The sequence below is a fragment of the Prevotella rectalis genome, from assembly GCF_900607215.1.
In the GTDB taxonomy this organism is placed as follows: domain Bacteria; phylum Bacteroidota; class Bacteroidia; order Bacteroidales; family Bacteroidaceae; genus Prevotella; species Prevotella brunnea.
Window position 1 is genome coordinate 761093 of the sequence record NZ_LR027822.1, and the last position, 25884, is coordinate 786976.

At 46.3% G+C, this 25884-nt stretch carries 16 protein-coding genes and 1 pseudogene; 8 read left to right on the top strand and 9 right to left on the bottom strand.

Annotated features, from left to right (window positions below):
- Positions 1-265 precede the first annotated feature (265 nt).
- Positions 266-1165 carry a diaminopimelate dehydrogenase gene (locus E0E16_RS11490; RefSeq protein ID WP_130830398.1) on the top strand — a complete coding sequence of 300 codons (900 nt, stop codon included), beginning with the start codon at positions 266-268 and terminating at the stop codon, positions 1163-1165.
- A gap of 531 nt (positions 1166-1696) precedes the next feature.
- Complete coding sequence (locus E0E16_RS11495; RefSeq protein WP_130830399.1) at positions 1697-1933, top strand: hypothetical protein; 237 nt, start codon at positions 1697-1699, stop codon at positions 1931-1933.
- Between the two features lie 67 nt (positions 1934-2000).
- Here the strand turns inward: E0E16_RS11495 and E0E16_RS11500 are convergent, their stop codons facing one another.
- The 4 genes from E0E16_RS11500 to E0E16_RS11515 all read right to left on the bottom strand — a co-directional run bounded on the left by E0E16_RS11500 (position 2001) and on the right by E0E16_RS11515 (position 6156).
- Positions 2001-2390, bottom strand: coding sequence for a lipocalin family protein (locus E0E16_RS11500; protein ID WP_255418180.1), 390 nt, complete (start codon positions 2388-2390; stop codon positions 2001-2003).
- A 130-nt stretch (positions 2391-2520) separates the two neighbouring features.
- Positions 2521-4245, bottom strand: coding sequence for an acyl-CoA dehydrogenase family protein (locus E0E16_RS11505; RefSeq protein WP_130830400.1), 1725 nt, complete (start codon positions 4243-4245; stop codon positions 2521-2523).
- 17 nt (positions 4246-4262) lie between these two features.
- Positions 4263-5285 (bottom strand): electron transfer flavoprotein subunit alpha/FixB family protein, encoded by a 1023-nt coding sequence (locus E0E16_RS11510; RefSeq protein ID WP_130830401.1) that lies wholly within the window; start codon positions 5283-5285, stop codon positions 4263-4265.
- 1 nt (position 5286) lies between these two features.
- A complete protein-coding gene (locus tag E0E16_RS11515; protein WP_130830402.1) occupies positions 5287-6156 on the bottom strand; it encodes an electron transfer flavoprotein subunit beta/FixA family protein in 870 nt (289 codons plus the stop codon).
- Positions 6157-6772: 616 nt separating this feature from the next.
- On the opposite strand from E0E16_RS11515, the gene E0E16_RS11520 reads away from it, so the two are divergent.
- The 4 genes from E0E16_RS11520 to cls all read left to right on the top strand — a co-directional run bounded on the left by E0E16_RS11520 (position 6773) and on the right by cls (position 12822).
- Positions 6773-7630: an enoyl-ACP reductase FabI gene (locus E0E16_RS11520; RefSeq protein WP_130830403.1), complete on the top strand. Its 858-nt coding sequence runs from the start codon at positions 6773-6775 to the stop codon at positions 7628-7630.
- 175 nt (positions 7631-7805) lie between these two features.
- Positions 7806-9743: a DNA primase gene (gene dnaG, locus E0E16_RS11525; protein ID WP_130830404.1), complete on the top strand. Its 1938-nt coding sequence runs from the start codon at positions 7806-7808 to the stop codon at positions 9741-9743.
- Positions 9740-11395 (top strand): hypothetical protein, encoded by a 1656-nt coding sequence (locus E0E16_RS11530; RefSeq protein ID WP_130830405.1) that lies wholly within the window; start codon positions 9740-9742, stop codon positions 11393-11395. Before dnaG ends, E0E16_RS11530 begins: the two co-directional genes overlap by 4 nt.
- 5 nt (positions 11396-11400) lie before the next feature.
- Positions 11401-12822, top strand: coding sequence for a cardiolipin synthase (cls, locus tag E0E16_RS11535; protein WP_130830406.1), 1422 nt, complete (start codon positions 11401-11403; stop codon positions 12820-12822).
- On the opposite strand, the gene E0E16_RS11540 is transcribed toward cls, so the two are convergent.
- Positions 12817-13359 carry an RsmD family RNA methyltransferase gene (locus E0E16_RS11540; protein WP_130830407.1) on the bottom strand — a complete coding sequence of 181 codons (543 nt, stop codon included), beginning with the start codon at positions 13357-13359 and terminating at the stop codon, positions 12817-12819. The two genes, cls and E0E16_RS11540, sit on opposite strands and share 6 nt — an antisense overlap.
- A 74-nt stretch (positions 13360-13433) precedes the next feature.
- On the bottom strand, positions 13434-14243 hold the full coding sequence (locus tag E0E16_RS11545) for a DUF3822 family protein (RefSeq protein ID WP_130830408.1): 810 nt from the start codon (positions 14241-14243) through the stop codon (positions 13434-13436).
- Positions 14244-15010: 767 nt separating this feature from the next.
- Between E0E16_RS11545 and E0E16_RS11550 the strand changes: the two genes are divergently transcribed.
- Together E0E16_RS11550 and E0E16_RS11555 are read left to right on the top strand one after the other, a co-directional pair.
- Positions 15011-19471 (top strand): choice-of-anchor J domain-containing protein, encoded by a 4461-nt coding sequence (locus E0E16_RS11550; protein ID WP_130830409.1) that lies wholly within the window; start codon positions 15011-15013, stop codon positions 19469-19471.
- Between the two features lie 70 nt (positions 19472-19541).
- Positions 19542-22112: a C10 family peptidase gene (locus tag E0E16_RS11555; RefSeq protein WP_130830410.1), complete on the top strand. Its 2571-nt coding sequence runs from the start codon at positions 19542-19544 to the stop codon at positions 22110-22112.
- A gap of 462 nt (positions 22113-22574) precedes the next feature.
- On the opposite strand, the gene E0E16_RS11560 is transcribed toward E0E16_RS11555, so the two are convergent.
- The 3 genes and pseudogenes from E0E16_RS11560 to E0E16_RS14685 all read right to left on the bottom strand — a co-directional run.
- Positions 22575-23741, bottom strand: a complete 1167-nt coding sequence (locus tag E0E16_RS11560; protein WP_181951342.1) for a metallophosphoesterase — start codon at positions 23739-23741, stop codon at positions 22575-22577.
- 232 nt (positions 23742-23973) lie between these two features.
- Positions 23974-25377: a C1 family peptidase gene (locus E0E16_RS11565; RefSeq protein WP_130830411.1), complete on the bottom strand. Its 1404-nt coding sequence runs from the start codon at positions 25375-25377 to the stop codon at positions 23974-23976.
- Between the two features lie 339 nt (positions 25378-25716).
- Positions 25717-25884: pseudogene (locus E0E16_RS14685) on the bottom strand (IS30 family transposase); the annotation flags it as partial.

The following is a 25884-nucleotide window of genomic DNA, read 5'->3' on the forward strand; positions in this document are numbered from 1 at the left end:
ACAAAGATAGTATAAAAAAATGGATTTTCAAAGCGAAATTTACGTCGAAACAGATTAAACACTTTTTTTTCATCGTTTTGTAATGTCATCGAGGCAAATGGTTCACAATGGGAACATCGTGCGATTTTCTTTCTCTTCGTGCAATTCAACTTGCTTTGTGGTGAGTTTTTTTATTTAAAAAGTGTGTATTTTCTGATGGCTTTCATGATTTTGATTTATATTTGCAAATTCATAGAAGGTAAAAAACATGAAAGGACAACAGAAAATGAAAAAAATCAGAGCAGCCGTGGTGGGCTACGGCAACATCGGACACTATGCCGTGGAGGCATTGGAAGCGGCAAAAGATTTTGAAATAGCAGGCGTCGTGCGCCGACAAGGGGACAAAAACAAACCGTTGGAACTGACACCCTACGAAGTGGTGGACGACATTGGGAAACTGAAAAATGTGGATGTGGCTATTCTCGCCGCTCCAACACGCAGCTGTCCGGACTATTCGGAAAAGATAGTGGCAGCGGGCATCAATACCGTTGATTCGTTCGACATACACACAAGCATCCTCGATTATCGCACAAGGCAAACTGCCAACTGTCTGAAAGCAGGCAAAGTGAGTATCATCGCAGCGGGATGGGACCCGGGTTCCGACTCGGTGGTGCGCGTGTTGATGGAAAGTCTGGCACCAAAAGGACTCTCCTACACCAACTTCGGACCGGGCATGTCGATGGGACACTCGGTCTGCGTGCGAGGCAAGAAAGGGGTGAAGAACGCACTTTCGGTAACCATCCCTCTGGGAGAGAGCATTCATCGTCGCATGGTCTATGTGGAATTGGAAGAGGACGCGAATTTGGAAGACGTTACGGCGGAGATAAAAGCCGACCCTTACTTTGCCAATGATGAAACACATGTGTTTGCCGTGGCAAGCGTTGATGATGTGCGCGACATGGGGCACGGCGTGAACTTGGTACGGAAGGGCGTGAGCGGAAAGACCCCCAATCAGCGTTTCGAGTTCAACATGAGCATCAACAACCCCGCACTGACCGCACAAGTGCTGGTGAATTGCGCCCGCGCCTCCATGCGTTTGTCGCCGGGTTGCTATACCATGCCCGAAATTCCGGTAATCGACTATCTGCCGGCTTCGCGAGAAGAGGTGATTAGCCATCTCGTGTAAGCAATGATAAAACAAACCAACTCGCCCGCTTTTCAGATGCGTCAGCCATCAAAAAGCGGGCGAGCAGGTTTTATGAGGCATGTAACGCACAGCTTGTCATTCAGGTGATGGCAAACAGACGCTTAACAGGGAACATTCGCTCCAATCATCACCACGAAATTACATTACAAAAACTGCGTTCGGGAAACGTATCATAACCTACTGATAATCAGAATGATAAAAGTTGTAATTTAAAAGCTCACCTTTTGCACTCCAATTCATGACCTTTTGCATTGCAAAAGCTTACCTTTTGAAAAGTAAAAGCTTAGCTTTTGATAGATGAATGAAGAAATTTTAGGACATTATTGAACTTTTCCCATATCCCCGGGAAGGATTTTCGCGTTTTCAATGATTTGACCAAATAAAGAATATGCTTCTCTTTTGTCTTGCTTGAACAGAGAGGTGTTGATCAGAAATTTCTTGAAACAGGGCAGAATGTCTTGCTGATGTAAACACCGTTAAACATACCAATGCTCGCGAAATAGGAGCAAAATGGTTTTGTCTGCAAGCCATTTATGGCGGAAGACTGACCATCTGTTCAATATCATTAACCGCATGGTTATCTTTGATTTGACAAACTTCTACTTTGAGGATAGAAAAGACAATAGCGATAACCCGGTTTGGGCGTTCCAAAGAGAAATGCCTATAACTACCTATGTGCCGGCCACAGAAGATTTGCAGACTATGAATTGGAATTCAATGCCAAAACTGCAAGAAACAGATTATTAAACTTAGGCAGGTAAAACATGAGGCGAGATTACCATACGTACCACTTGAAGCAAACAGGAATGCCCCATTACCGTACAGAGGACTTTCGGTAGATGATGTCGGTGTTCCTTTGCTTTAACGCATTGTCTGCTTTATCAATATCAAAGGTGTCGGTAAGTTCCGTGGTTTCTCCATCGAAGATACTTCTTCCGTGAATGGTAATGGTGCTATCGTTCATTTTTTTCCACTTATCGTATGGAAGTGTGGGCATATTGATGGAGGCTGCCGTTCCGTCTGCTTTCAGTTCTATTCCCAATTCAGTGGAATCAATGGGACCAGTGGTTATCCATTTACCTATAAGACTGAGAGTATCGGGTGAGGTTTCCTCCGTTTTTCCTTTGGTGTTTCCGTTGTTGCAAGACGCAAAAGCGAACAAGGCGGACAGCACCATACAAGCAGATAATATTTTCTTCATCATTGTGTTGTTTATTATAATTGAGACAAAAAGAGCCTAAAGACCAATTATGCAGAATCAAAGAGTAGTCCGTGGAGACTCCCATCGAGAACCTTTTTCGACTCCACGGACGTTGTTTGGCAATGCGGTTGCTTTACTCCTTATTTTCCTCTGCTGCCTTGAAATATTCCAAATCGGAAGCGTTGAACGCTTGAATGTAAGCAGCGCAGCCCGTAACCTCCTCTTCCGCCATGCGAACGAACACGTTGGCAGACTTGGCGAAGAGCTCCGGAGCCTTACTTGCGTCCTCAATGAGAAGCAATGCCTGCACTATGCTCGCCGTCATGTTGTAAAGTCGGCGAGCCAAGAAGTCTTGTTCGTCCTGATTTTCGTCGGCTTTCACCTTTTCCAGTGCCTCTTCATAGAGCGTAACGAGTTTAGCAACGCGAGCTTTTAAGGATTCCATTTCTGATGAAACCTCATTGGTCAGCATCTCTTTCATGATGGAAAGATACGTTCCGTTGGTGATGTAACGCACCGCAGCCACCACTTGCAACTGTGTAGTTCCCTCATAGATGGAGAAGATGCGGGCATCGCGGAACAATCTCTGACTCTTGTATTCCATGATAAAGCCCGAGCCGCCATGAATTGATATGGCATCGTAGGCATTTTGGTTGGCATATTCCGAGTTGATTCCTTTCGATAGCGGAGTGAAAGCGTCAGCCAGGCGATTGTATTGTTTGGCTTCTTTCCTTTCTTCCGGTGAGAGTTTGCGATCGCGAGCAATATCATCCAGTGCTTTATATATATCCACATAACGTGCCGTCTGATAGAGCAGCGAGCGTCCTGCGTCAAGTTTGGCTTTCATTCTCGACAGCATATCGTAAACGGCAGGGAAAGTTATGATTTTCTTTCCGAACTGTATGCGTTCCCTGGCATAGTTCAATCCTTCCGTGTAAGCCTCTCTCGCCACGCCGACACTCTGCGCGGCAATTCCCAAACGCGCTCCGTTCATGAGTGCCATCACATATTTAATGAGTCCCATGCGAGTGTTTCCGCATAGTTCCGCTTTTGCGTTTTTATACACCAGTTCACAAGTGGGCGAGCCATGTATTCCCAATTTATTTTCAATATGTCTGACATCCACTCCCCCATTCTTCTTATCGTAGATGAACATCGACAGCCCTCGTCCGTCATGTGTCCCCTCTTCCGAGCGTGCCAATACGAGGTGGATATCCGAGTCGCCATTGGTTATAAATCGTTTCACCCCATTAAGTCGCCAGCAGTTCTCCTTCTCGTCGAAAGTGGCTTTGAGCATGACGCGTTGCAGGTCGGATCCGGCATCCGGTTCCGTGAGGTCCATCGACATGGTTTCTCCATTGCAGATGCGTGGGATGTATTTCTCCCGTTGTTCCTCATTACCAAATTCGTAGAGAGTGTCGATACATGATTGTAGCGACCAAATGTTTTGGAAGCCCGCATCGGCAGCAGATATCATTTCGGAAAGCATGGAAAAGACCACATTGGGCAAGTTCAATCCGCCGAAACGTCGTGGCATGCTGACACCCCACAGACCGGCTTGTCGCGTAGCCTTCAGGTTTTCGTAAGTCTTACTTGCATAATGCATTCTGTTGTCCACAAGGTGCGGACCTTCTTTGTCCACCTCCTCCGAGTTGGGTTCTATGATATTCGCCGCAATGTCTCCGGCAATGTCCAAAATTCGCTTATAATTCTCAATGGCATCCTCGTAGTTCACGGGGGCGTCCTCATAGTTTTTCTTGTCGGCGAAGTCGCGTTCTTTCAATTCAACGATTCGCTTCATCAACGGATGATTCAAGTGAAACTCTATCTCCGGTTGGTCTGTATAATAATTAGCCATAGTGTGTGTTGCCTTTATTATTTACTGTTTTTCTTGTAATACTTTATCAGCTTCGGTACCACTTCCTCCACTTTGCCATTGATGACATAATCAGCGATTTTGTTTATGGGTGCGTCCGGGTCGCTGTTAATGGAGATGATGATGCCCGAATCCTGCATTCCCGCGATGTGTTGGATTTGTCCCGATATGCCACAGGCGATGTAAACCTTCGGATGCACCGTTACTCCCGTCTGCCCCACTTGTCGGTTGTCCGGGATGAGTCCGGCATCCACTGCCGCGCGCGAAGCTCCCACCTCCGCATGCAGTTCTTTTGCCAGTTGGAAGAGCAGTTCAAAGTTTTCTTTCGATCCCACTCCGTAACCTCCTGCCACGACTATCGGAGCACCTTTGAGATTGTTTCCCGCCGCTTCCACGTGTCGTTCGATTACCTTCACCGCGTAAGCCGCTTCCGAAACATATTCAGCCACTTTCGGATAGACTACCTCGTTCTTTGCCTTTCCTTCGTAAACAGCTTTTTGCATCACTCCCGATCGCACCGTTGCCATCTGCGGACGATGGTCGGGATTTACGATTGTGGCAACGATATTACCGCCGAATGCCGGTCGAATTTGATAAAGGATGTTGTCATAGTGCTTTCCCGTCTTCTTATCGTCGTATTCTCCGATTTCGAGTTGTGTGCAGTCAGCAGTCAATCCCGAAGTCAGCGATGACGACACGCGTGGTCCGAGGTCGCGTCCGATGACCGTTGCGCCCATCAAGGCTATTTGCGGTTGCTCCTCTTGGAACAGTTTTACGAGGATATCGGTATGTGGAGCGGAAGTGTAAGGGAAGAGTCCCTCACCATCGAACACGAAAAGTTTATCCACTCCGTAAGGTAAGATTTGTTCTTCCACCTTTCCCTTTATGCCGGAGCCTGCCACAACGGCATGAAGTTCCACTCCTAATTGATTGGCGAGCTTACGTCCTTTGGTAAGCAACTCTTGTGAAACCTCCTGAACGGTAGTTTCTTCTATTTCGCAATATACAAATACGTTATTCATCTTATCCGATTATCTTCTCATCCAACAATTCCTTTATCAATCCCTCGATGTCCTCGTCCGCGGCGGTGAGTGTTTTACTTTCCTTGGCTTGGAAAGCAATGTTTTGCACTGCTTTCACCTTTGTCGGCGAGCCGGAAAGCCCACATTGTGCCTCATCTCCATCCACATCTGCCACCGACCACTGTTTTAATGTCAGGTAGGGACGTTCCTCATAAAGTTCGCTCCACGCCTCATTCCCTTTACGTTCCATCGGGCAGGTGGCATACTTGTATTTCATCACGAGTTTGGCATTGCAGGGGCGTGCCGGTGCTGCCGTTCCATTCACCGTAATCAGCACGGGCAGCGGAGCCTCAACGGTTTCCACACCTCCATCTATGCAGCGACGGATGGTAGCCTTTCCATCTTCCATCTTAATAATCTCTTCCGCATAAGTTACTTGGTTAAGTCCCAGCTTTTGCGCCACCTGTGGTCCCACCTGTGCCGTGTCGCCATCGATGGCCTGTCGCCCACCTATGATAATATCCACATTGCCAATTTTACGGATGGCGGTTGCCAAAGCGTATGATGTTGCCAGTGTGTCTGCGCCGGCAAACTTGCGATCGGTGAGCAACCATCCGGTATCGGCTCCTCGATACAGTCCCTGCCGAATGATTTCGCCTGCACGCGGAGGTCCCATGGTTAGTACCCCCACCGTGGTTCCGGAGCGTTGTTCTTTCAGTCGGAGAGCCTGCTCAAGCGCATTCAGGTCTTCCGGGTTGAAAATGGCGGGTAATGCGGAGCGATTTACCGTTCCCTCTGCCGTCATGGCATCTTTACCCACGTTTCTTGTGTCAGGTACCTGCTTGGCAAGTACTACAATTTTCAAACTCATAATTATATAATGTGTTGTTTCTGTTTTGTGCTCATCAGAATATTTGAAAGCAAAAGTACGTTTTTTTTGTATAACTGACAAATAAATTACGGAGAATAGTCGCTTAATGCTGTTTTTGCTGGTTCACAATGACATGATTATGGGATAAGAATCGAACCTGACCTCATGTTGCGTGGATAATGAATAGTGGGTTGAAGCAAGGTTTCAATCTTGCCGAAACATAGGTTATCGATAGCTTTAAAGGGAAGTAAATAAACCTTACATTTCAGTTTCCATCCCCATCTCTATAAACGACTGATAATCAACGCCCTGCTTTTTCGTCTCCAAAAGCTGACCTATTGCACGCCAAAAGCTTAGCTTTTACGTTCCAAAAGCTTAGCTTTTGGCGTGCAATAGCTAAGCTTTTGAAACACGGTTGTGAAAAATCCTGACAAGAAGCACTGAACCGATGCCGTTCAAGAAATTTCATGACGTGGAGAAAAGACCTGTTCACGTCAAAAGGAGTTCCACTTTTCTACGCAACCATTGAGCGTGTTTTTGCCCATTTTAACAATTATAAACAGCTTTACTCAACTTTTTTGCGTAAATTTACAGCCTTATTAAGGATTGAAAACTTATGAGCAATAACTTATTAACAGGAAAAAGAGGCATCGTTTTCGGTGCACTCAACGAGAAATCCATCGCGTGGAAAGTAGCGGAACGCGCCGTGGAAGAAGGTGCCACCATCACGCTTTCCAACACACCCGTGGCGGTTAGGATGGGAACGGTGAACGCACTCTCCGAGAAATTGAATTGTGAGGTCATTCCCGCTGATGCCACGAGCGTGGAAGACTTGGAAAACGTTTTCAAACGTTCCATGGAGGTGCTGGGAGGGAAAATTGATTTCGTGTTACACTCCATCGGTATGTCTCCCAACGTGCGCAAACATCGCACTTATGACGACCTTGACTACAACATGCTCTCCACGACGCTCGATGTTTCCGCCGTGTCGTTCCACAAAATGATACAGAGTGCCAAGAAGTTGGATGCCATAAACGAATATGGCTCCATAGTGGCACTGACCTACGTGGCGGCTCAACGCACATTCTTCGGCTACAACGACATGGCCGATGCAAAGGCGTTGCTGGAGAGCATCGCACGTAGCTTCGGTTATATCTACGGTCGCGAGCACCATGTGCGCATCAACACCATCTCGCAGTCGCCCACCATGACCACAGCCGGTCAGGGCGTAAAAGGCATGAACAAGCTCTACGACTTTGCCGACCGCATGTCGCCACTGGGGAATGCCACCGCTGATGAGTGCGCCGACTATTGCATGGTAATGTTCTCCGACTTGACAAAGAAGGTAACGATGCAGAACCTTTATCACGACGGAGGCTTCTCGAATGTAGGCATGAGCCTGCGCGCCATGGCGACTTACGAAAAGGGATTGGACGAATACAAGGACGAGAACGGAAAGATTATCTACGGATAACTCGTCTCTTGTGAGATTGAGGAAAGAGGTGGGAAATCCGTATGGAAATTCTCCCCTCTCTTTTCGCTTATTACATGGGAAATAAAATAAATCTTATCTGATTATGAGGATAATTTGCTATCTTTGCAGAACTACACCTCAATGATTTTTTTCTTTAACGAACGAGAGATAACAGATGATCGACAGACCCACAGTGGACAGAATCATGGACGCGGCAAACATTGTCGATGTGATTTCCGAATTTGTTTCGCTTCGTAAGGCAGGAACAAGCTTCAAGGGCTTGTGCCCCTTTCATGATGACCGAACCCCATCGTTCTCGGTAAGTCCGGTGAAGGGGGTCTATAAATGTTTCGCTTGCGGCGAGGCGGGGAACGTGGTAAACTTCATCATGAAGCATGAACAGATGACTTATCCGGAGGCATTGAAATGGCTGGCAAGGAAATATGGCATTGAAGTGAAAGAACGCGAACTTACCTCTGAGGAGAAACAACTTGAGAACGAGCGCGAGTCAATGTTCCTTGTCAATGAGTGGGCTGCAGACTATTTCCACGAAACACTAAAGAATCATGCGGACGGAAAGGCCATCGGACTGCGATACTTTCGAGACAGAGGCTTTCGCGATGACATCATAGAGAAGTTTAGATTGGGCTTTTGCCTTTCGGGACGGCAGAGTTTTTCTTCGGCAGCTCTGCAAGCAGGCTACCGGAAAGAATATCTTGTCAAGACGGGATTGTGTTTTGAACGCGACAACGGAGAGATTTTCGACCGCTTCAATGGACGCGTCATCTTCCCATGGATGAGCGTAAGTGGAAAAGTAACCGCTTTTGGCGGACGACTGTTGGACTCAAGGACAAAAGGTGTAACACAGAAATATGTAAACTCGCCCGATAGCGAGATTTATCACAAGGAACGAGAACTCTATGGCATCTTCCAAGCAAAGAAAACCATCGCGAAATTAGACCTTGTATATATGGTGGAAGGATACACCGATGTGGTATCAATGCACCAATGTGGCATTGAAAACGTTGTGGCAAACAGCGGAACCGCGCTCTCTACTTACCAAATAAAACTGCTAAGAAGATTCACCTCCAACATCGTGCTACTCTATGATGGCGATGAGGCAGGACAACACGCTGCACTTCGCGGTACGGACATGCTGCTTTCGGAGGGCATGAACGTGAAAGTGCTCCTGCTTCCCGATGGGAAAGATCCGGACGAGATGGCAAAGAAACTCTCCGCGGAGGAATTTCGTAAATACATTGAGGGAAATCAGACCGACTTTATCGTCTTCAAGATTAACATTCTCCTCAAAGGCGTTACCGATCCCGTAAAGCGTTCCGAAGCTGTAAGCTCCATCGTTCAAAGTATAGCCGTCATAAAAGACCCCATCCTGCGCGATACTTATCTCAGAGAATGCGCGCATCGCACCGGAATGAAGGAACAAACGCTCATCATCCAGATGAATCGCTACATCTATAATAACAAGGAACAGAAGCGAAAAGAAGAACAATGGAAAACGGAGAGGAAAGAAACTCCCAATTTTGCCCTCGAACAGTCAGCACCTACTCCATCGCATCAAATCTCAAAGGTGGAGACTTTGCTTGTTCAGGCAATCGTAAGGGATGGCAATAAAATCATTTTTCGTGATATACAAAACGAGGAAACGGGAGAGACCATCAATCTGAATGTGGCACAATACATCGCTTACGACTTGGGATTGGATAACTTGTCGTTCGACAATCCGCTATCAATGCAAATTCTTCGCGAGGCAGTCGAGCATGGCAACGATTCCGAATTTAAGACAGAGGAATATTTTACGCATCATCCCGATATTCTCATCTCTACCTTAGCAGTGAAATTGAGCGTGGATGAATTTCAACTTTCCGAGAGCATGCAAGTGAAAGAACGAGAAATCGATTTGAAAGATAGGGTCGTTCATCTTGTTTTGGATTTTCGCTTGGATTACGTAAAGAGCCATTTAAAGGATTTACAAGCGAGACTTTCGCAGGAAAAAGACATGAGCAAAATGATGGAACTCATGGCCGAGATAAAACGATTACAGGAGATGCGCAACGTAATGGCAAAAAGGTTGGGAAACGACATAGTAGTATGATAGAAAGAATAAAAGACCTTTTCAGATGCGAAACCCCACTTTCCGGATTATCTCCGGCTGTCAATAAACAGCTGGTAAGCAAAGGCTTGAAAGAACTTGGCTGTGATAATGACTGGGAAAAGCAAGGGAATAACGATGTTATGCATCTTACTTATCAGGGCGAACACTTTGTCATAGTGGCAAAGATGGGCATTAGCAACATACAATTATCGATTTATGGTATGGCTGCCGCCCCGATGCCGGAATTAAACAATGTCAGACAACTATGCAATCAATACAACTCGATATCCAACGGACTGCATTTCACTTACCGGCTCAACGAAAGAATCGATGAAGTGGAAGTGGATTTGCATTACAACTTCTTGTTATTCGCCGGTGCTGAAAGCATGATTTTGGCACGTTCTTTGGACGAACTCTTCAAAGGCAGAAACCATTTCCTCGTAGAACTTGACATATTGATAAACCGTAACAAGGAGTATAAGGGGAAAGACATGGAGTTGATAACCTCACAGATTACTCGCGAGTTCTTCCTGCTGCGCGAACACGAAGCAATGCACGAGAAGCCGATGGAAAAATGGCAACCCAACGAAACAAAGGTGCTAACCTTGAAACAATGGATGGATAAGGCTTACGGCTGCTTTGACTTTGTTCCGACTCATTTATCCATCTTCACCGATAAGATGAACACAATGACTGAAAGAGCGGAAATAGAGAATTTTGAAATCGCTTCCTTGTTGATTGCCAATCAAGCGTTCACAAGAAAGACGGCAACCATGACGCTCTCGTTCGTCAATCCTTTGGAATCGGAACAAAACAGATATATGACCATCTTCGTTGAGCAGGCAGAAAGCACGCAAGACGCATTGTGTTACAGAGTTACTTCCACACTGATGCCATCGCCGCTCGAAAGTAATTTTAATGAAACGACCAACTTCTTGAAGCCAATGACTGTAACGGCAGTGATGGGATTTGATTTAAGAACGGAGAAACAACGAACCGATGAGTTCAATTACATGTGGCAAGATGCCAAAGACAGAACAAAAAAGGAAGATACCGACTCACTGAATGAGGAGCAAAAACTGATTAACGAAATTGCTTCTCCTCATGCCGCGAAGTATGCATACAGAGGGAAACAACTCTATTTGCAAGGAAATTTCTTTGAAGCCATTCTGCATTTGGAAAACGCTTTCTCTCTGCTCAAGGAGGAACGCCACGAATTGACGGTGCGACAATGGGAAAGTTTCTTCGATATCTGTTACATGCTGGGATTCTGTCATAATGAGTTGAAACAGTACCAAAGAGCTTTCTATTATCTTACACTCACTATCTTTCAGAATCGGATTATTCATACGGAGGAATACATCAACTGCATGATAAACTTGCGCGACTTCCGAGCTTTACCTTTCATTGATAATGTCATTCGAGACGTAAGCAAAAATTATGAGAACGCCAACGATAATGAGCCACCCGAAGAACATATACAGACTTTTCTCTCTTTTCTGCACCGGCGGAAGGCATACATCTTGATAGAGCAGGAAAGACATGACGAAGCAGAAAGTCTGCTAAACACCATGCTCCACGACCCTTACAGTTACGATTTCGCATTGAAAGAGCTGGCTTATTTACAGCAAATACGCGCCAAAAAGAAATAGAACAAATGATATACATCCATTGGATAGTCCTAGTTGCCTACACGATTGTGGCTTTAGTCGCGCTGGTTACCGTCCTGATGGAACACCGTCAGCCGGCAAAGACTATGGCGTGGGCATTGATACTTGTGTTCATGCCATTGGCGGGCATAGTTCTTTACTTCTTCTTCGGGCAACGAACACGCAAGGAAAAGCATATTTGGCAGAACAGTCTCGATCAACTCACGAAACGTTCCATGCTCGAATTCGTGGAGCAGAGAAACCTTCGACTACCCAATCGGCACCGGGAATTGATAGGACTCTTCGTAAACCAAAACTGGGCATTGCCGTTCAAGAACAATGAAACTGAGATTTACGAATCCGGTTATGAGTTTTTCCCGGCTCTTCTCCAAGCCATCGCGAAAGCAAAGCATCACATCCACATCATTACATACATCATGACGGACGATGCCACGGGGCATCTTGTGGCTGATGCGCTGATAGCTCGTGCCCGAGAGGGGGTGGAAGTACGCTTTCTCTACGATGATGTCGGCTCTTGGAAAACGAAGGATAGTTTCTTCGAGCGGATGAGAGAGGAAGGAATCGAGGTACATCCGTTCATGCCCGTTCGTTTTCCGCTCTTCACAAGGAAAGTGAATTATCGCAATCACCGCAAGATATGCGTAATTGATGGAACGGTGGGGTTTATCGGTGGGATGAATATTGCCGACCGCTACATACAAGGAAGCGGCAAACAACCATGGCGCGACACGCATGTAAAGATTTCTGGAGCAGTGGTATATGGCTTGCAGCGTGCATTTCTCATCGACTGGTTCTATGTGGACCGAACCCTTATTACGGATAGGAAATACTATCCCAACACACGTGTTGAGCCGAACGACTGCTTGGCACAAATAGTAACGAGCAGTCCCACCAGCCAATGGCCGGAGATAGAGCAAGGATATGTGAAAATTCTCTTGAACGCGAGGACTTACGTCTATATGGAAACGCCTTATTTCCTACCCACCGAGCCAATCCTCTTTGCCATGAGAACCGCTGCTGTATCGGGAATTGACGTGCGCTTGATGATTCCTTTGAAAACCGACACGAAGATTGTGGAATGGGCTTCCCGGACTTACGTCATGGAGGCGGTGAGAGCCGGAGTGAGAGTAATGCTCTATAAGACCGGATTTAATCATTCCAAGCTACTCGTCAGCGACGACAGCCTGTGTTCCATCGGCTCCAGTAATGTTGATTTTCGGAGTTTTGAAAATAATTTCGAGGCAAATGTTTTCTTCTACGATGAACGAATGGCACTGAAAGTGAAACAATTGTTTTATAAGGATGAAGCCCATAGTGTTCCTTTAGAGGAGCTAAAGGACATCACACATCGTTCTTTCCTGCAACGCTTGTGGGAGTCTTTAGTGCGTTTGCTAAGTCCGCTGCTATAGTTTCATCTTCCGAAACAACGTAAAGTTCACGCTTCCGTAACTCCTGTGTTCAAAAAAATGAGGATGTTCCGCAAAATCGTATTGTTTCCCATGTTCAAAAACAAAGATGCCGTCCTCGTTCAGCAGCTCGTTTTGAAAGACAATGTCGGGGATGGTAGGAAGTTCGGGAAGCGCGTAAGGAGGATCTGCGAAAATAAAGTCGAACTGTTGGCGACAACTCTTGAGAAACCTGAACACATCTCCACGGATAAGAATGTCGTTCCGTGCGTCAATCTTTCCCATACATTCCGATATGAAGCGTGCGTGGTCGCGATCTTTCTCCACGCTTACCACCTCTCTGCATCCCCGCGAGAGCAATTCGAGGGAGATGCTGCCCGTACCCGCGAACAAATCGAGTGCCGTGGCGTCTTCCCAGCTTACGTATTGGTTCAAGACGTTGAAGATGTTTTCTTTCGCAAAGTCGGTGGTGGGTCTGGCTTTGAACGTGTGAGGAATGTCGAAACGTCTGCCTTTATATTTTCCCGTGATGATTCGCATGGTGTGTGGTGAGGTTTTTTGCGTTCCCTTCGCTAAGTCTCGATTTGCTTGGAACGCACAATTGTTCTGATGTTCTACTCCAAGTACAAGGCTTTTAAATCGTAAGGAATGTCTTTGCGCTTTGATATGGAAGCGTTGGCGAAGTCGGTCTCATCGTCGATGACATAGCAACGCTGCAGGAACTTGCGCAACTCCTCATCCAATTGTTCGCGATTTGGAATGTTTCCCAAAAGCAGCAGCTCATCGCAAGCGGTGTTCATGCCCAATTCCTTCCAAACATAAAGAATGTAATACAGGATATTGTTCAATCGCGTTGCTTCATAAACGTTGCTGAACCGGAAACGATTTTGCTGAAAGCAGAAGACTTCCAGTTGTTTGTCATGAAAATAAACAAACAATTTTCTGCGTGTTCCCACGAAAGCTCGATGGTAGAGACGCGACCAAACCGGTTGCATGAGCGGACGTATTCCCACTTCTTCAAAATTGTCTTCTGCCACCAATCTCAGGTCTTTGTTTACGCTGAACACCGCCATGGCGTTAAGGTCGGGCAGCATGGTTTTCACCACATCGCTGCTGCGACTTAGCCGAAACGTGTGTTTGTAGAGAGTTTCCGCGCCTTGCTCCCGAAACTCATCGACAGGTACTAACATTACGCTACTGTCAATGAGCAACAACGCCCGCTTACACTTGCTTCTTAACAAGGTGGAATGTCGGAAAGCCTCCCGCAGATTGGCAGCGATGGCGATGCCTTCGTTCAGATCGTATTTCTCATAGACCATCTTCTCTTTCGTTTGAGGATCGGCAATCGAAAACGACAGATGATGCGCTGCTACACGGATGACAACTTGCGATGTTTTGTCCGGTTTGCTGTTAGTCTTCTCCATAGTTGTACAATGTGATGCAAACTTACGTATTTTTTTTCGATTATGAGCATTCAGCCCCACAAATCTCATTTTTTCTTCATCGCGGCATACAAGCCGGACGCAAAACACGGCAAGTACGGTAAACCAAAAATCGGGCATTTGGAAACAAGCCGAAAGCGATAAGATTTCCATAAGATAGCAATTGATTTGCAAAAGCTTAGCTATTGCTTTTCAAAAGCTTAGCTTTCGCATGCCAAAAGCTAAGCTTTTGCGTTGTAAAAGCTAAGCTTTTGAAAAGCAGTTTGTAAACATCTGATTATCAATGTGTTTTCAAATCAAATTTTTTCTCTTTCCATCGACATCTCTTTCAACCTTGATAAAAGTTGATTTTTGGGGGCTAAATTGAGTGCTGATTTATGTTTTATCCTTATCCTTAGACACGCAATGTTCCGAAAAGGAGAATTTTAATCAGAAAAAACCATGATAATTTGGATGTTTTAAAAAAAATGTATAATTTAGCACCGACCTAAGCTAAGGTGTCTGGATTTTAACCTTATTATGAAATGACAAATTATTTAGCGAAAGACTGTTTTGGTTCTTTGGAACTTCCTTGAACCGGATTTTGCTTGAGCGTTAAACAAATTCTCAACTGCTTATACCGAGTCAAGTTTCAAGTCTCAAGGAGTTTCCGAACAATCGTTCTGCCGGCATCCATCGCAAGCCGGTAAAAGACAACAGAATATGAAAATAACTTTAAAAGAATAGTATTTTAACAAAATCACAATGACATGAAAAGATTTACCTTTTTCTGTGCGTGTCTGATTGCAATCTGCATGACCGTCCCCGCGTTGGGGCAGTCGAGGCTGAACAAGCATTTGACGCGCAAGCATGAAATTCAAAAACGAATTTCACAACAGCGTGGCAATCGTTCCGCTGACTTTTCGTTATTCAACCAAATGATACCAAAAGAGAAAAGCATGGCAACTCCCTTCCCTGCCATGATGCCGGTATATCCCACAACATCCGTACCCAACGACCCCACACTAACGGCTCGTAAAACGGAATTATTGGGTAGTTTCGTGAAAGACGACTATGGCGAGATAGTATCTTTCACCCCATCTGCCTCCATCAGCCTCAACACGCTCGCGAATATGGGCTTCGAAGTGAAGTTCAATGGAGGTTGCGCGCTCATCGGTAACAAATTCTACGGAATGAGCGTATCTACTTTTGGGGGATACACGATGTTAGACCTCTACGAGTACAACACCGACACATGGAAACCCACTACAGACGAACCTGCCATGATTTTCAACAAGTCATTGCTGGCTACGGAAACAGCCAAAGACCCGAGTTCCAACAAAGTGTTCGGACAATTCTTCGATGAAAATCTGAAAAACCTGGAATGGGGCTTTATCGATTATGCCTCACAGAGCCGTACAACCATCAAGGCTTGCCAAAACCGTTATGTGGCATTGGGTTACGGAAAAGATCATTTCGCTTACGGTGTGGCAACCGACGGCAACCTGTACAAGATCGACCCGGCGACAGGTAACGAAACGCTCGTGGGCGCAACGGGAGTAAACTTATTGAAATCCGACAAAACCTACTACGAACAGACCGGTGAGATTGATCCGGTTTCAGGCATATTCTATTGGGCAGCAACGGATGCCACCGGAGTATCAAAACTCTATACCGTTAATCTTCAAACAGGCGCGGCTAATGCAGTTGGCACACTCCCCAATGCAATAGTCGGAATGGCAATCCCGGCTGCCGATGCAGCGGATGACGCACCAAACAAAGTAACGAATGTTTCCTATGAGTTTATCAAAGAATCGCTAACGGGTAAAGTGAAATTCACCGCACCCACTACAACCTACGCGGGAAAAACATTACCTGCCACGGCACTGACCTACACCATCTATATCAATGGCAATAAGGCTGCCGAAGGAAACGTAAATCCGGGAGCAATGGCTGAAGCAACGGTTACGGCTGAAGCAGGAATGAACAACTTTAAAATTACTACTTCCAACGCTGCGGGAGAAGGTTCCAAATACACCGAAAACCTTTGGGTGGGCTTCGCTGAATTGGGCGCTCCGGAAAACATCGAACTGACAAGAAGTGGTGAGAACAACGCTCACATCAAGCTAACATGGGACGCTCCAACGGAAATCCTCAACGGAACCTACGTGGGCAACGTTACCTATAACGTGTACAGAGTGCATAACGACGAGGAAACACTCGTCAGCGAAAAGCAGTCAGGGCTCTCATTCGAGGAAGATCTCACACCGGGAAAATACAGCAGCTACTATTATTTGGTGGAAGCCGTTAATGGCGACGTTGAGGGCGACTACAACGAGACAAAAGAGTTCTACTTCGGCAAGGCTTATGAACCAAATTACGAAGAGACATTCGATACAAAAGCAAGTGGCGATTCTTTCGTGAAAATCAATCACGTAGCGATGAGTTACAACGATTGGGCATGGGATGAAGAAGGTCAGTACATGAAATGCGGCAGCAGCTTAAAGGGCAAGAGCGATAGCTGGTTAATCTCTCCTCCCATACATCTGAAAGCCGGATATACATACTTCGTGAAATATGATATCCTCACGCCTGCAGCTTACAAGGAAAAGCTGGAAGTGAAATGGGGAAAAGATGCCTCGGAAGATGAGAAAAAACTGACAGAAGTATTGATGCCCGTTACGCTTTATCCCGGAAAGAATTCGGAAACTACACACTACGAAAAGGAAATCACACCGACTGAAGACGGAAACTATAACTTTGGTTTCCACGCGGTTTCCGATGCCGGCTCTTTCTACGTTGCAATGGATAACTTCAAGGTGGAAATAGGTCCGCTGCCAACCGCACCGGACGTGGTAACCAACTTAAGAGGTGAAACAGAGCCAAGCGGATTGGATCAGGCATTCATCACGTTCAACGCCCCAACGAAGAACCGTAAGGGCGAAGCCATCACTTCACTCGAAAAGATTGTGGTAATGTCAGGTGAACGCGAGGTTCAAACTATTAAACCCGCCGTTCCGGGTAAGGAATACACCGTAATCGACAAAGATGCACAACACGACAATAACACTTACGACATCTTTGCCTATAACGAAGACGGCGTGGGACAGAAAGCCACCATTACCATCAAAGTGGGACAAGACAAACCAGCCAAACTTGACGCGATAACCATTGCAGATCAGCTAAATTCAGTTAAACTATCATGGAACGCTCCAAAAGCAGCAAACGGAGGGGTCATTAATCCGGTGGGTATATGGTATCAAATCCATGAAGTAAAATCGGCAACGCAAATCGAGGAAATCGGACAGACCGAGAAGGGTGTTACAGAATTTACCATAGACGACTACAAAACCTTTGAGGGTCCACAGCGAATTGTCTATTGGGCGGTTACTCCACGCAACGCATCAGGTAGCGGTGGCATGAAAATTACCACCATGCTGGTGGGCAAACCTTACCAAATGCCACATCACTACGACTTCGCTCCCGGAGCGGAAGACAAGATGTTCATGGCAAGCATACCAACAGCCAATGGCGATGAATGGGTCTTGCTCAAGGGAGAATCGGCAGACGGCGACAATGGATGTCTCAGCTTCGACCCAAAGAAAACCGGAACTGCTATGATTATGCTTGGAAAGGTAAGTCTGCGTGGTGCCGTTAATCCTCAACTTGTATTTGATTACAAGGCTGCTCCCAACGCAAAACGCAAGATAATGTTCATTGCCCAGCCCATGAACGGAGCGGCAGAGCGCATCGTAATCAAGGACTTCAGCACTGTTTCAGATGCCACCGACTGGCAAAAGGCTGTCATCGACCTGCCGAAAGAACTAACCAAGAAGAACTATATTCGCTTCAGCATCCTCGGAGATGCAACAGAAGAACAGGCGGATGCTCCTGTCTATATCGACAATATTCATTTCATCGACCCTCTGCCTACCGATGCCGCTGTGGAATTGATAGCTCCAAACACGGTAAACAAAGGACATAAGGCAGACTTCAAGGTAAGAGTTACAAACCTTGGAAAGAGCGACTTGACCGCTAATACGCTTGTAACAGTATTCGTAAACGATAATGAAACGGAGCAAATCGCACTCACCAAGACACTGAAGACTACCGAGTCGGAAGTGATTCCGGTGAACTATCAGACCTCCTTGAACGACAATGGGGAACAAATTAACGTGAAAGCGGAAGTAATCACGCCGGGAGATATCGAAAAGAACAACAATACCAGCACCGCTGCCATCGCTTATGCAGAAGCAAACATGCCAAAGCCTACCAACATTACCAAATCTGCCGACAATCAGTCGAGCGTAAGCATCAGCTGGGAAGAACCGCAAATCGAGACACCCGTAATAACAGAAGATTTCGAGAGCTACGATCCTTGGACAACAACCATGGGTGAGTGGACACTCGTCGATGCCGACAAAGGCTACAACGTATCGCTTGACGGTGAGAACTTCAAGTTCCCACACAACCGCGAACAGTTTGCATTCATCGTGGCTCAACCGAAAGATTACCCGGACAACAAGTACAAGAAACATGTTACCACACATTCCGGAGACAAGTGTGCCATGTCATTCCTACAGGTTGCAAACCTCTCCAAAGCCGTCCCAATGGCTTCCGACAACTGGCTCATCAGTCCGGCGTTGCCCGGCAAGGCTCAGACCATCAGCTTCTGGGCGAAGAACTCGGGAAGTTTCGCGGAGACTTTTGAGGTGCGCTACTCCACCGATACCAATCCGAAAAACATTCTTAAGTTTAAGAAGATTGGCGATACGTACACGGTAAAAACCGGTGAATGGACGGAATTCACGGCTGAGTTGCCTGAAAACACGCGCTTCTTTGCCATCCGTCAGAACACACCGGCAAAAACCGTCACCATGTTCATGCTCGACGATATCACCTTCATGAAGGGCAATACGCCGGTAAGCTACAACATCTATCGCGATGGAATCTTGATTGGCAACAGCAAGAACAGTAGCTTCAACGACCAACCCGACACGGATGGAACCCATACTTACAGTATAACCGCTGTTTATGCGGGAGGCATGGAGTCGGAACCGGTAAGTATTGAAGTAGTAACCGACATTCGCAACATTGAGAGCGACGGTACATCAGTTTACAATGTTTATACTTTAGACGGTGTACAAGTGTTGAAGAACGCGAAAGACCTCAACTCTTTGCACCGCGGTGTTTACATTATCAATGGTAAGAAAGTGATGATTAACAAGTAAACGGTATTGGCGAAGTGAGCAAAAACAGCTCACTTTGCCCTATCGTTATCAAATAAAACAAAAAGAAATCATGTACAACAAAATACGAAACATTGCTTGCATAGCCTTGTTTGCCACCTTCGCGCTAACAACCTATGCAGCACCAAGAGACAAGGCTGCCATCATCAAGGCTGCACAACGTGCCCTGACAGCCGGTTCCGCCAAACATAAGGCACGTGTAAAAGCCGGAGCAAAACTCCAAATACTATCCGAGAACGAAGCTTTTACCGTGGTAGGGATTCCCGAAGGCGGATTTGCCATTATCAGTAACGACGACCTTGCGCCGGAAGTGTTAGGCTATTCGGAAACAAAATTCAGCACGAACGCACAAAACGAAAACTTCAGATGGTATCTACAGGCTGCCGAAAAGGCCGTTAAAAACATTGTAGCCAAAGGTCAATCGCTGAAGAGTATCAAGCCCAATCCCAGCAAATATCCGCAGAAAGTGGAATCGTTCGTGAACGTGGAATGGGGGCAACAAGAGCCTTATAACCTTCTTTGTCCACCCGCCGGAAAGAAAGGGAACATTCCCGGACAGAACTATCAGGGAGGTGAGAGAGCCGTAACCGGATGTGTAGCCACCGCCATGGCTCAAATCCTTCATTATAACAAGTACCCCGATAGCGGAATTGGTACAAAGACTTTGAACGTGGTTCAAGCAGACAAGTCAAAAAAGGAATTCACCGTGGATTTCTCAAAGAGCCAATACAAATGGAACGATATGCTTGACGTATATAAGAAGGGTGCATATAGCGAGACCGAGGCCAATGCCGTAGCACTCTTGATGCGCGACTGTGGTTTCGCTTCCGAGATGGACTACGGTTCTGATGTATCCGGTACGCCCATTAGCAAGGCTTTCACGGGACTGAAAACCTACTTTAAATATCCCGAAACCCTACAGCTGCTTTACAGAATCGACTATATTGGCAAGGATGTAGAATGGATGGATCTTATTTTCAAGGAAATAAGTGAGCACCGAGCCATCTTCTATGGAGCAAGCGATAAGAACCCGAGTAACGGCGGACATGCTTTCGTGCTCTGCGGTTACAACGAAGAGGGGAAAATCTATGTAAACTGGGGATGGAATGGCGAAGATAAGGGTTACTACGACATCAACCTCCTGAATCCGAGCAACTACCAATTCTCAGAAGCTCAGAGCATGATTATAGGAATTGCGCCCAACCGCCCCGCAAGAGACAAGGAACTTACGGTTACGCTCGCTACGCCGGGAACACTGAAAGGCAATATCACGACTTCCGATCGGGACATTCTCCAATCCCTTATCGTAAAGGGTTCCATCAATTCCACCGACCTCAAGTTCCTTCGCAGTCTAACCGGCAGGGATGAAAACGGCAACACCACAAACGGTGCCGTTGAAACCATCGACCTCAAAGATGCCAACATCATTGCAGGAGGTGAGCCTTATCTCGTGGAAGGCAACCTCACAACGGCAAACAACGAAATTCCCGAACGCGCTTTCTTCGGTTGTCAGAGTCTGAAAAAGCTCATATTGCCCACATCTATCAAGAAGATAGGCAATGGTGCTTTCGGAAAGCTCGGCGGAATCCGCGAAATTGTCATCCCACAGGGAGCCGACAAGGATTATACGTTGCGCGATAATGTACTCTACTCTAAGGACGGCACGGAGCTCATCGAGGTATTGCCGTTGGTGGCAAAGAAATTCACGGTGGACTCCAAGGTGAAGACCATCCGTCCTTACGCTTTCTCCGGCTGTCAGCGCATCACTGATGTTATGATACCCGAAACAGTGCAGAAAATAGAGAGTCGCGCATTTGAAGGTAGCTACGCGTTCAACAGCATTCGCGTGTTTGCCAAGACACCATGTCAATTGGGTGAAGGCGTTTTTACCGACATTAACAAAGCCATTACCAAGCTCTATGTTCCGCTCCATTCCGAGGACGCTTACAAGACTGCGGACCAATGGAAAGACTTCTTCGTGGATTACGATAACATCGTTCCATTCGGAACAGACATCTACGTACGCACTGCAACTCGTACCTACGGAGAAGAAAATCCTGAGTTCGGTTATCGCTTCGAGGGCGACGACTTCGTGGGCGAACCTGCCATCACCTGTGCAGCCAAACCAACTGATGAAGTGGGCGAATACGAAATCAAGATAGCCAAAGGCACCATCGAATCGGATATGTTGCAACTCGTCCCCGGCACGCTCGTCGTAACGAAAGCGAATGCTACCCTCACCGTGGACAGCAAGTCCATCAACCTTGGCGATGCTTATACCCCGACCTACACTTTGAGCAACCTCAAGAATGGTGAGACCACTTGTACCCTCACGCAAGAACCGACCTTCATCATTAAAGACAAAGATGGCAATGTGGTAACCGCAATGGATAAGACCGGGCTCTACACCATCTACGCTGAAAACGCTGAAGCAAAGAACTACAACTTTAATTGTGTTGCCGGTAATGTCATGGTTCATAAGAATGCCACAGGCATTGACGAAGTGAACACAGAAGCCACCATCGATAACGAACCTTACTACACGCTCAGTGGTGTAAAGATAACGAACCCCGTGAAAGGCGGTGTTTACATTCATAAAGGAAAGAAGATAATCATCAAGTAATCTTCTGCACGAATCATCTGCACGGACGCAGTGATGCCAACCCCAATTTCGCAAGACGAATGGAAAGGAGGCGCACGCTGCGTCCGTTCTTTTATCCCAATTCTCTTTATTTAGCCGAGGCATTGAAAACGCGAAAATCCTTCCCCCGCGATATGGGAAAAGTTCAATAGTGTCCTAAATTTTCTTCATTCATCTATCAAAAGCTTACCTTTTGCTTTCCAAAAGGTAAGCTTTTGCAATGCAAAAGGTCATGAATTGGAGTGCAAAAGCTAAGCTTTTAAATTGCAATTAATATTGTCTTGATTATCAATAGATTAGGAAGCGTATCTCGAACGCAGTTTTTGTAATATAATTTCACGGTGCTGTTCAGTGCAGCCAATCCCCTATCTGAAAATCGTTTCATTCGTAGAAACAAACTCGAGGGTCAGTCGTGCGGTCGTTTACCACAACAAGGAAGGAAATTTATGCTTTCCTTTTCAGCGTGATGACATTTACTTCGGGCCATGCCCCAAAACGGAAAGGAACCGTTCCGCCCAATCCGAGAGACACGTAGAGCATGCTCTCGCCCTCCACATACTTGCCTCCCCACTCATTGTACGCCCATTTGGCAGGCGAGAACTTACCTATCTTCAGTTGTCCGGCATGCGTGTGCCCGGACAGCGTTAAGGCAATATCGGTTTGTTTCAGCACTTCGCGGCGCCAATGGGTCGGATCATGGCTCAACAACACCTTGAATGTTCCGGGCACAAGTCCTTCCATTGCTTTCGGAAGGTTTCCCATATCCTTGAATGGTGGCGTTCCGGTGTTTTCCACTCCAATGATGGCAATGGATTCACTCTTAATCACCCCATCCTCCCGACGCAAACGAGAGATGTTCACATGCTCGTTCATCAGCATTCTCCAACCCATTTTTGTTTCCAAATATTGTAACACGCGCTGATTGCGTTCTGCCTTTGAAAGTTGATGGTTCACATTCCGAGCATTCTTTTCCCGGGCAGCGTCCATTCCATACTCACAATAATCGTGGTTTCCCATTACGCTATACACCCCATCGAGAGCGGAAAGCGAGGAAAGGTCAGACAGGAAGGGACGCACTTCCTCGGCATGGATGTTCACAAGGTCGCCCGTGAACACGATAAGGTTGGCTTTCTGCTCATTAATAATTTCAACCAACGACTTGATAAACTTTGGATTTTGTCGGAACGTACCGAGATGCAGGTCGCTGAACTGCAAGATTCTATATCCATCGAACGACTTGGGAAGAAGCCGCGACTCGCATACGGCTGTGCGCACCACTATCCTTCGCCAACCGAAGAAGATTCCGTAGAAGAACACAGCTTGTATCAGCACCGGCACTACTATCGCTGTCTTCCACGAAAAGAAGAATTGCAGCAGCACGAAAACGAGCTTCGGCAAGGCAAAGAACAACACCAAGGCGAACATAATCCTGAAGAAAGTGTTATGATACACGCCACGATTCACGAGAACGAACGAGGCAACAGTGGCGATTGATGGCAAGAACCACGCCACATCCATCATCACCGATTCGCAAGGCAGGATGTATGCCATCCAAAGATAAACATCGGGGGCTATCAGCAATAAGAGAAATAATATTATCGGTAGAACCATTTGTCTGTTTCTTATTTAATTCTTGTTACAAATGTAGTGATTTTCGTCTTATTTCTCATCTGTTTTCCCTATTTTTCTTACTCCTCATTACAAAAAACGCCTATCCGAACCGTTTTCCACATGAGACATCAAGAACGCCATCACTTGGTGAGTGGCAAAAAGAAATCCCTCAATCGGAAAACCAATTGAGGGAGAAATGATATAAGAAAGGTCTGAACCTGCCCTTATCCGCTTACTTATCCTCTTGGAACAAGGGGTCATCAGGCATAACCATGATGGGAGTCTGTTGCTCGGCTTTCAAGATATGTGCCGGAACATACTTCTTATCCACCACCAAGCGGAAAGAATACTCGTTGAACCAGTCGTTGGTCATGATGAGACAGCCATTCTGACCATTCGTCGGACCCCAACTGTTTTCCACTTTCCACTTTATAGGATTACCGCTTTCGTCAAGATCAACGGCGGTAAGTGTCATGGCATGGGTGGAACCACTGTCGAAAGTGGCGATGCGATCCGCCTTGTTCATGGGGAATGTGGTGCCAAAGAGCGTTCCATAATCATAGTTATTCAAGTCAAGATAGCCACGTTTGCGATCCAGTTGTTTGCCCACATCGTAGCTGGAATACATCTTCGTGGAATCCTTCAACGATGCAATCGCCATCTTCGCAATGTCATCCATCGGCAAGTTGATGTATTTCCAGTTTTGTCCATCGTAGGTATGGCGATCATATTCCACCTCGTAAGTCTTGTAATATTCCCTGCGTGGATCGTTCATCGCCATGATAAACGTGCCGGACAGTTTTCTGCCCACCACCTCATCGCGGAATGTCTGTGGCGTGTAGGTCTTTGGTTTCCCCACCTGTCTGCCGTTCTTATCCTTGAAAGCATATTCAAAGGTTTTCACCGGCTCGCCCAAAGAGAGCACGAGGATGTTGTAAATCTCACCCAACATCTCGGTTTTGCGCGACTTAATGGCAGCTGCCGATTTCTTGTTAGCCACCATCTTGCGAAGTTCCAATCCAAATTCGCGCAGTTTTGAAGACACGATGCGAGCCATTCTCGAAGTGTTCTCCGCAGAATAGGTTTCGGGCATGACCTCCATGGGCACCAATCCATACTTGTCCACCAAGTCGGACACACCACAGAAAGTACCCCCATCGCCTATCGGACTTTTGAAGAAGAACTGCACAATGGGGTCGGTCATGGGCTTTGCGGCGTTGTCAATCACTCCCTGAAGCATGAGATTCGATTTCTCTAACTGGTCGTGGAAACTGAGATAAACATGCGACAGTTCCACACGTAGCGAGTCATTATGTCGGTGTGCGAAGTTAGAACGCAACACATTCAAACCCGAGAAGAGCCAACAGCGACCGGAGCTTTTCTGGTCGTGAATGTTTTGTTTGGGTGTTTCTACGCTGAAGTGTGTGTCAATGGCACCCGAATTGCGGAAATTCTTAGCCAAATTGTCGATAGAGTTGGTGGCAATGGCATTGGAGATTGCTCGATTTGCCGCGGAATTATGTCCCGTGGTAATTTTTTGCATCATCTTCGTGTCGATACCGCCACCCTTTGTCTGTGCTTGCATAGTGAGAGAAAGGCAGAAAAGCCCACAGACCATCCAAGTTTTTTTGTTCATAAGTTTATTGTTTGTTTTTGATTGATGATTGATTGTTCGATTGTTTCGTTCAAAACTGTTTTCGGAATATATCGGAATGGCATGGGGAAACATCCTCATTCACGATGACACACAAGCAAATGCCCCAAAAGCCGAAACCACACAAGGCAAAATTTTCCACTTCGCTTGTTTGTTCCCGCAAGCCATCCAAACGACCATGCGCGACACACCCATCGGCACGCGCGCGCGTTACTTTTGCAAAGATAAACAAAAAACTTCAAATTCACAATTTATTGCTTAAAAGGAAACAACAAACTTATACAAATCTTCAAACCGCAGAGTCAACCAGCAAGTGCAAAATTATAAAACGTATTTGAAGAATTCACACTTTGGAGTAGAAAAGTTTAATTTTTCTCTCGGTCTTTCGTTCAATTTCTTTTGTATCGACATAATTCTCTTGTCTGTGTAATGTTCAAACGAATCCTTTTTCGGTATATATTGTCTGATTAGTTTATTTGTATTCTCAAT

Bases quoted from the DNA above. Each gene is read 5' to 3' on its own strand.
- dnaG (WP_130830404.1), top strand. From the start codon at position 7,806: ATGATCGACAGACCCACAGTGGACAGAATCATGGACGCGGCAAACATT.
- E0E16_RS11515 (WP_130830402.1), bottom strand. From the start codon at position 6,156: ATGAGTTTGAAAATTGTAGTACTTGCCAAGCAGGTACCTGACACAAGA.
- E0E16_RS11520 (WP_130830403.1), top strand. From the start codon at position 6,773: ATGAGCAATAACTTATTAACAGGAAAAAGAGGCATCGTTTTCGGTGCA.
- E0E16_RS11540 (WP_130830407.1), bottom strand. From the start codon at position 13,359: ATGCGAATCATCACGGGAAAATATAAAGGCAGACGTTTCGACATTCCT.
- E0E16_RS11560 (WP_181951342.1), bottom strand. From the start codon at position 23,741: ATGGTTCTACCGATAATATTATTTCTCTTATTGCTGATAGCCCCCGAT.
- E0E16_RS11550 (WP_130830409.1), top strand. From the start codon at position 15,011: ATGAAAAGATTTACCTTTTTCTGTGCGTGTCTGATTGCAATCTGCATG.
- E0E16_RS11555 (WP_130830410.1), top strand. From the start codon at position 19,542: ATGTACAACAAAATACGAAACATTGCTTGCATAGCCTTGTTTGCCACC.
- E0E16_RS11500 (WP_255418180.1), bottom strand. From the start codon at position 2,390: ATGATGAAGAAAATATTATCTGCTTGTATGGTGCTGTCCGCCTTGTTC.
- E0E16_RS11505 (WP_130830400.1), bottom strand. From the start codon at position 4,245: ATGGCTAATTATTATACAGACCAACCGGAGATAGAGTTTCACTTGAAT.
- E0E16_RS11530 (WP_130830405.1), top strand. From the start codon at position 9,740: ATGATAGAAAGAATAAAAGACCTTTTCAGATGCGAAACCCCACTTTCC.
- E0E16_RS11565 (WP_130830411.1), bottom strand. From the start codon at position 25,377: ATGAACAAAAAAACTTGGATGGTCTGTGGGCTTTTCTGCCTTTCTCTC.
- E0E16_RS11490 (WP_130830398.1), top strand. From the start codon at position 266: ATGAAAAAAATCAGAGCAGCCGTGGTGGGCTACGGCAACATCGGACAC.
- cls (WP_130830406.1), top strand. From the start codon at position 11,401: ATGATATACATCCATTGGATAGTCCTAGTTGCCTACACGATTGTGGCT.
- E0E16_RS11495 (WP_130830399.1), top strand. From the start codon at position 1,697: ATGGTTTTGTCTGCAAGCCATTTATGGCGGAAGACTGACCATCTGTTC.
- E0E16_RS11545 (WP_130830408.1), bottom strand. From the start codon at position 14,243: ATGGAGAAGACTAACAGCAAACCGGACAAAACATCGCAAGTTGTCATC.
- E0E16_RS11510 (WP_130830401.1), bottom strand. From the start codon at position 5,285: ATGAATAACGTATTTGTATATTGCGAAATAGAAGAAACTACCGTTCAG.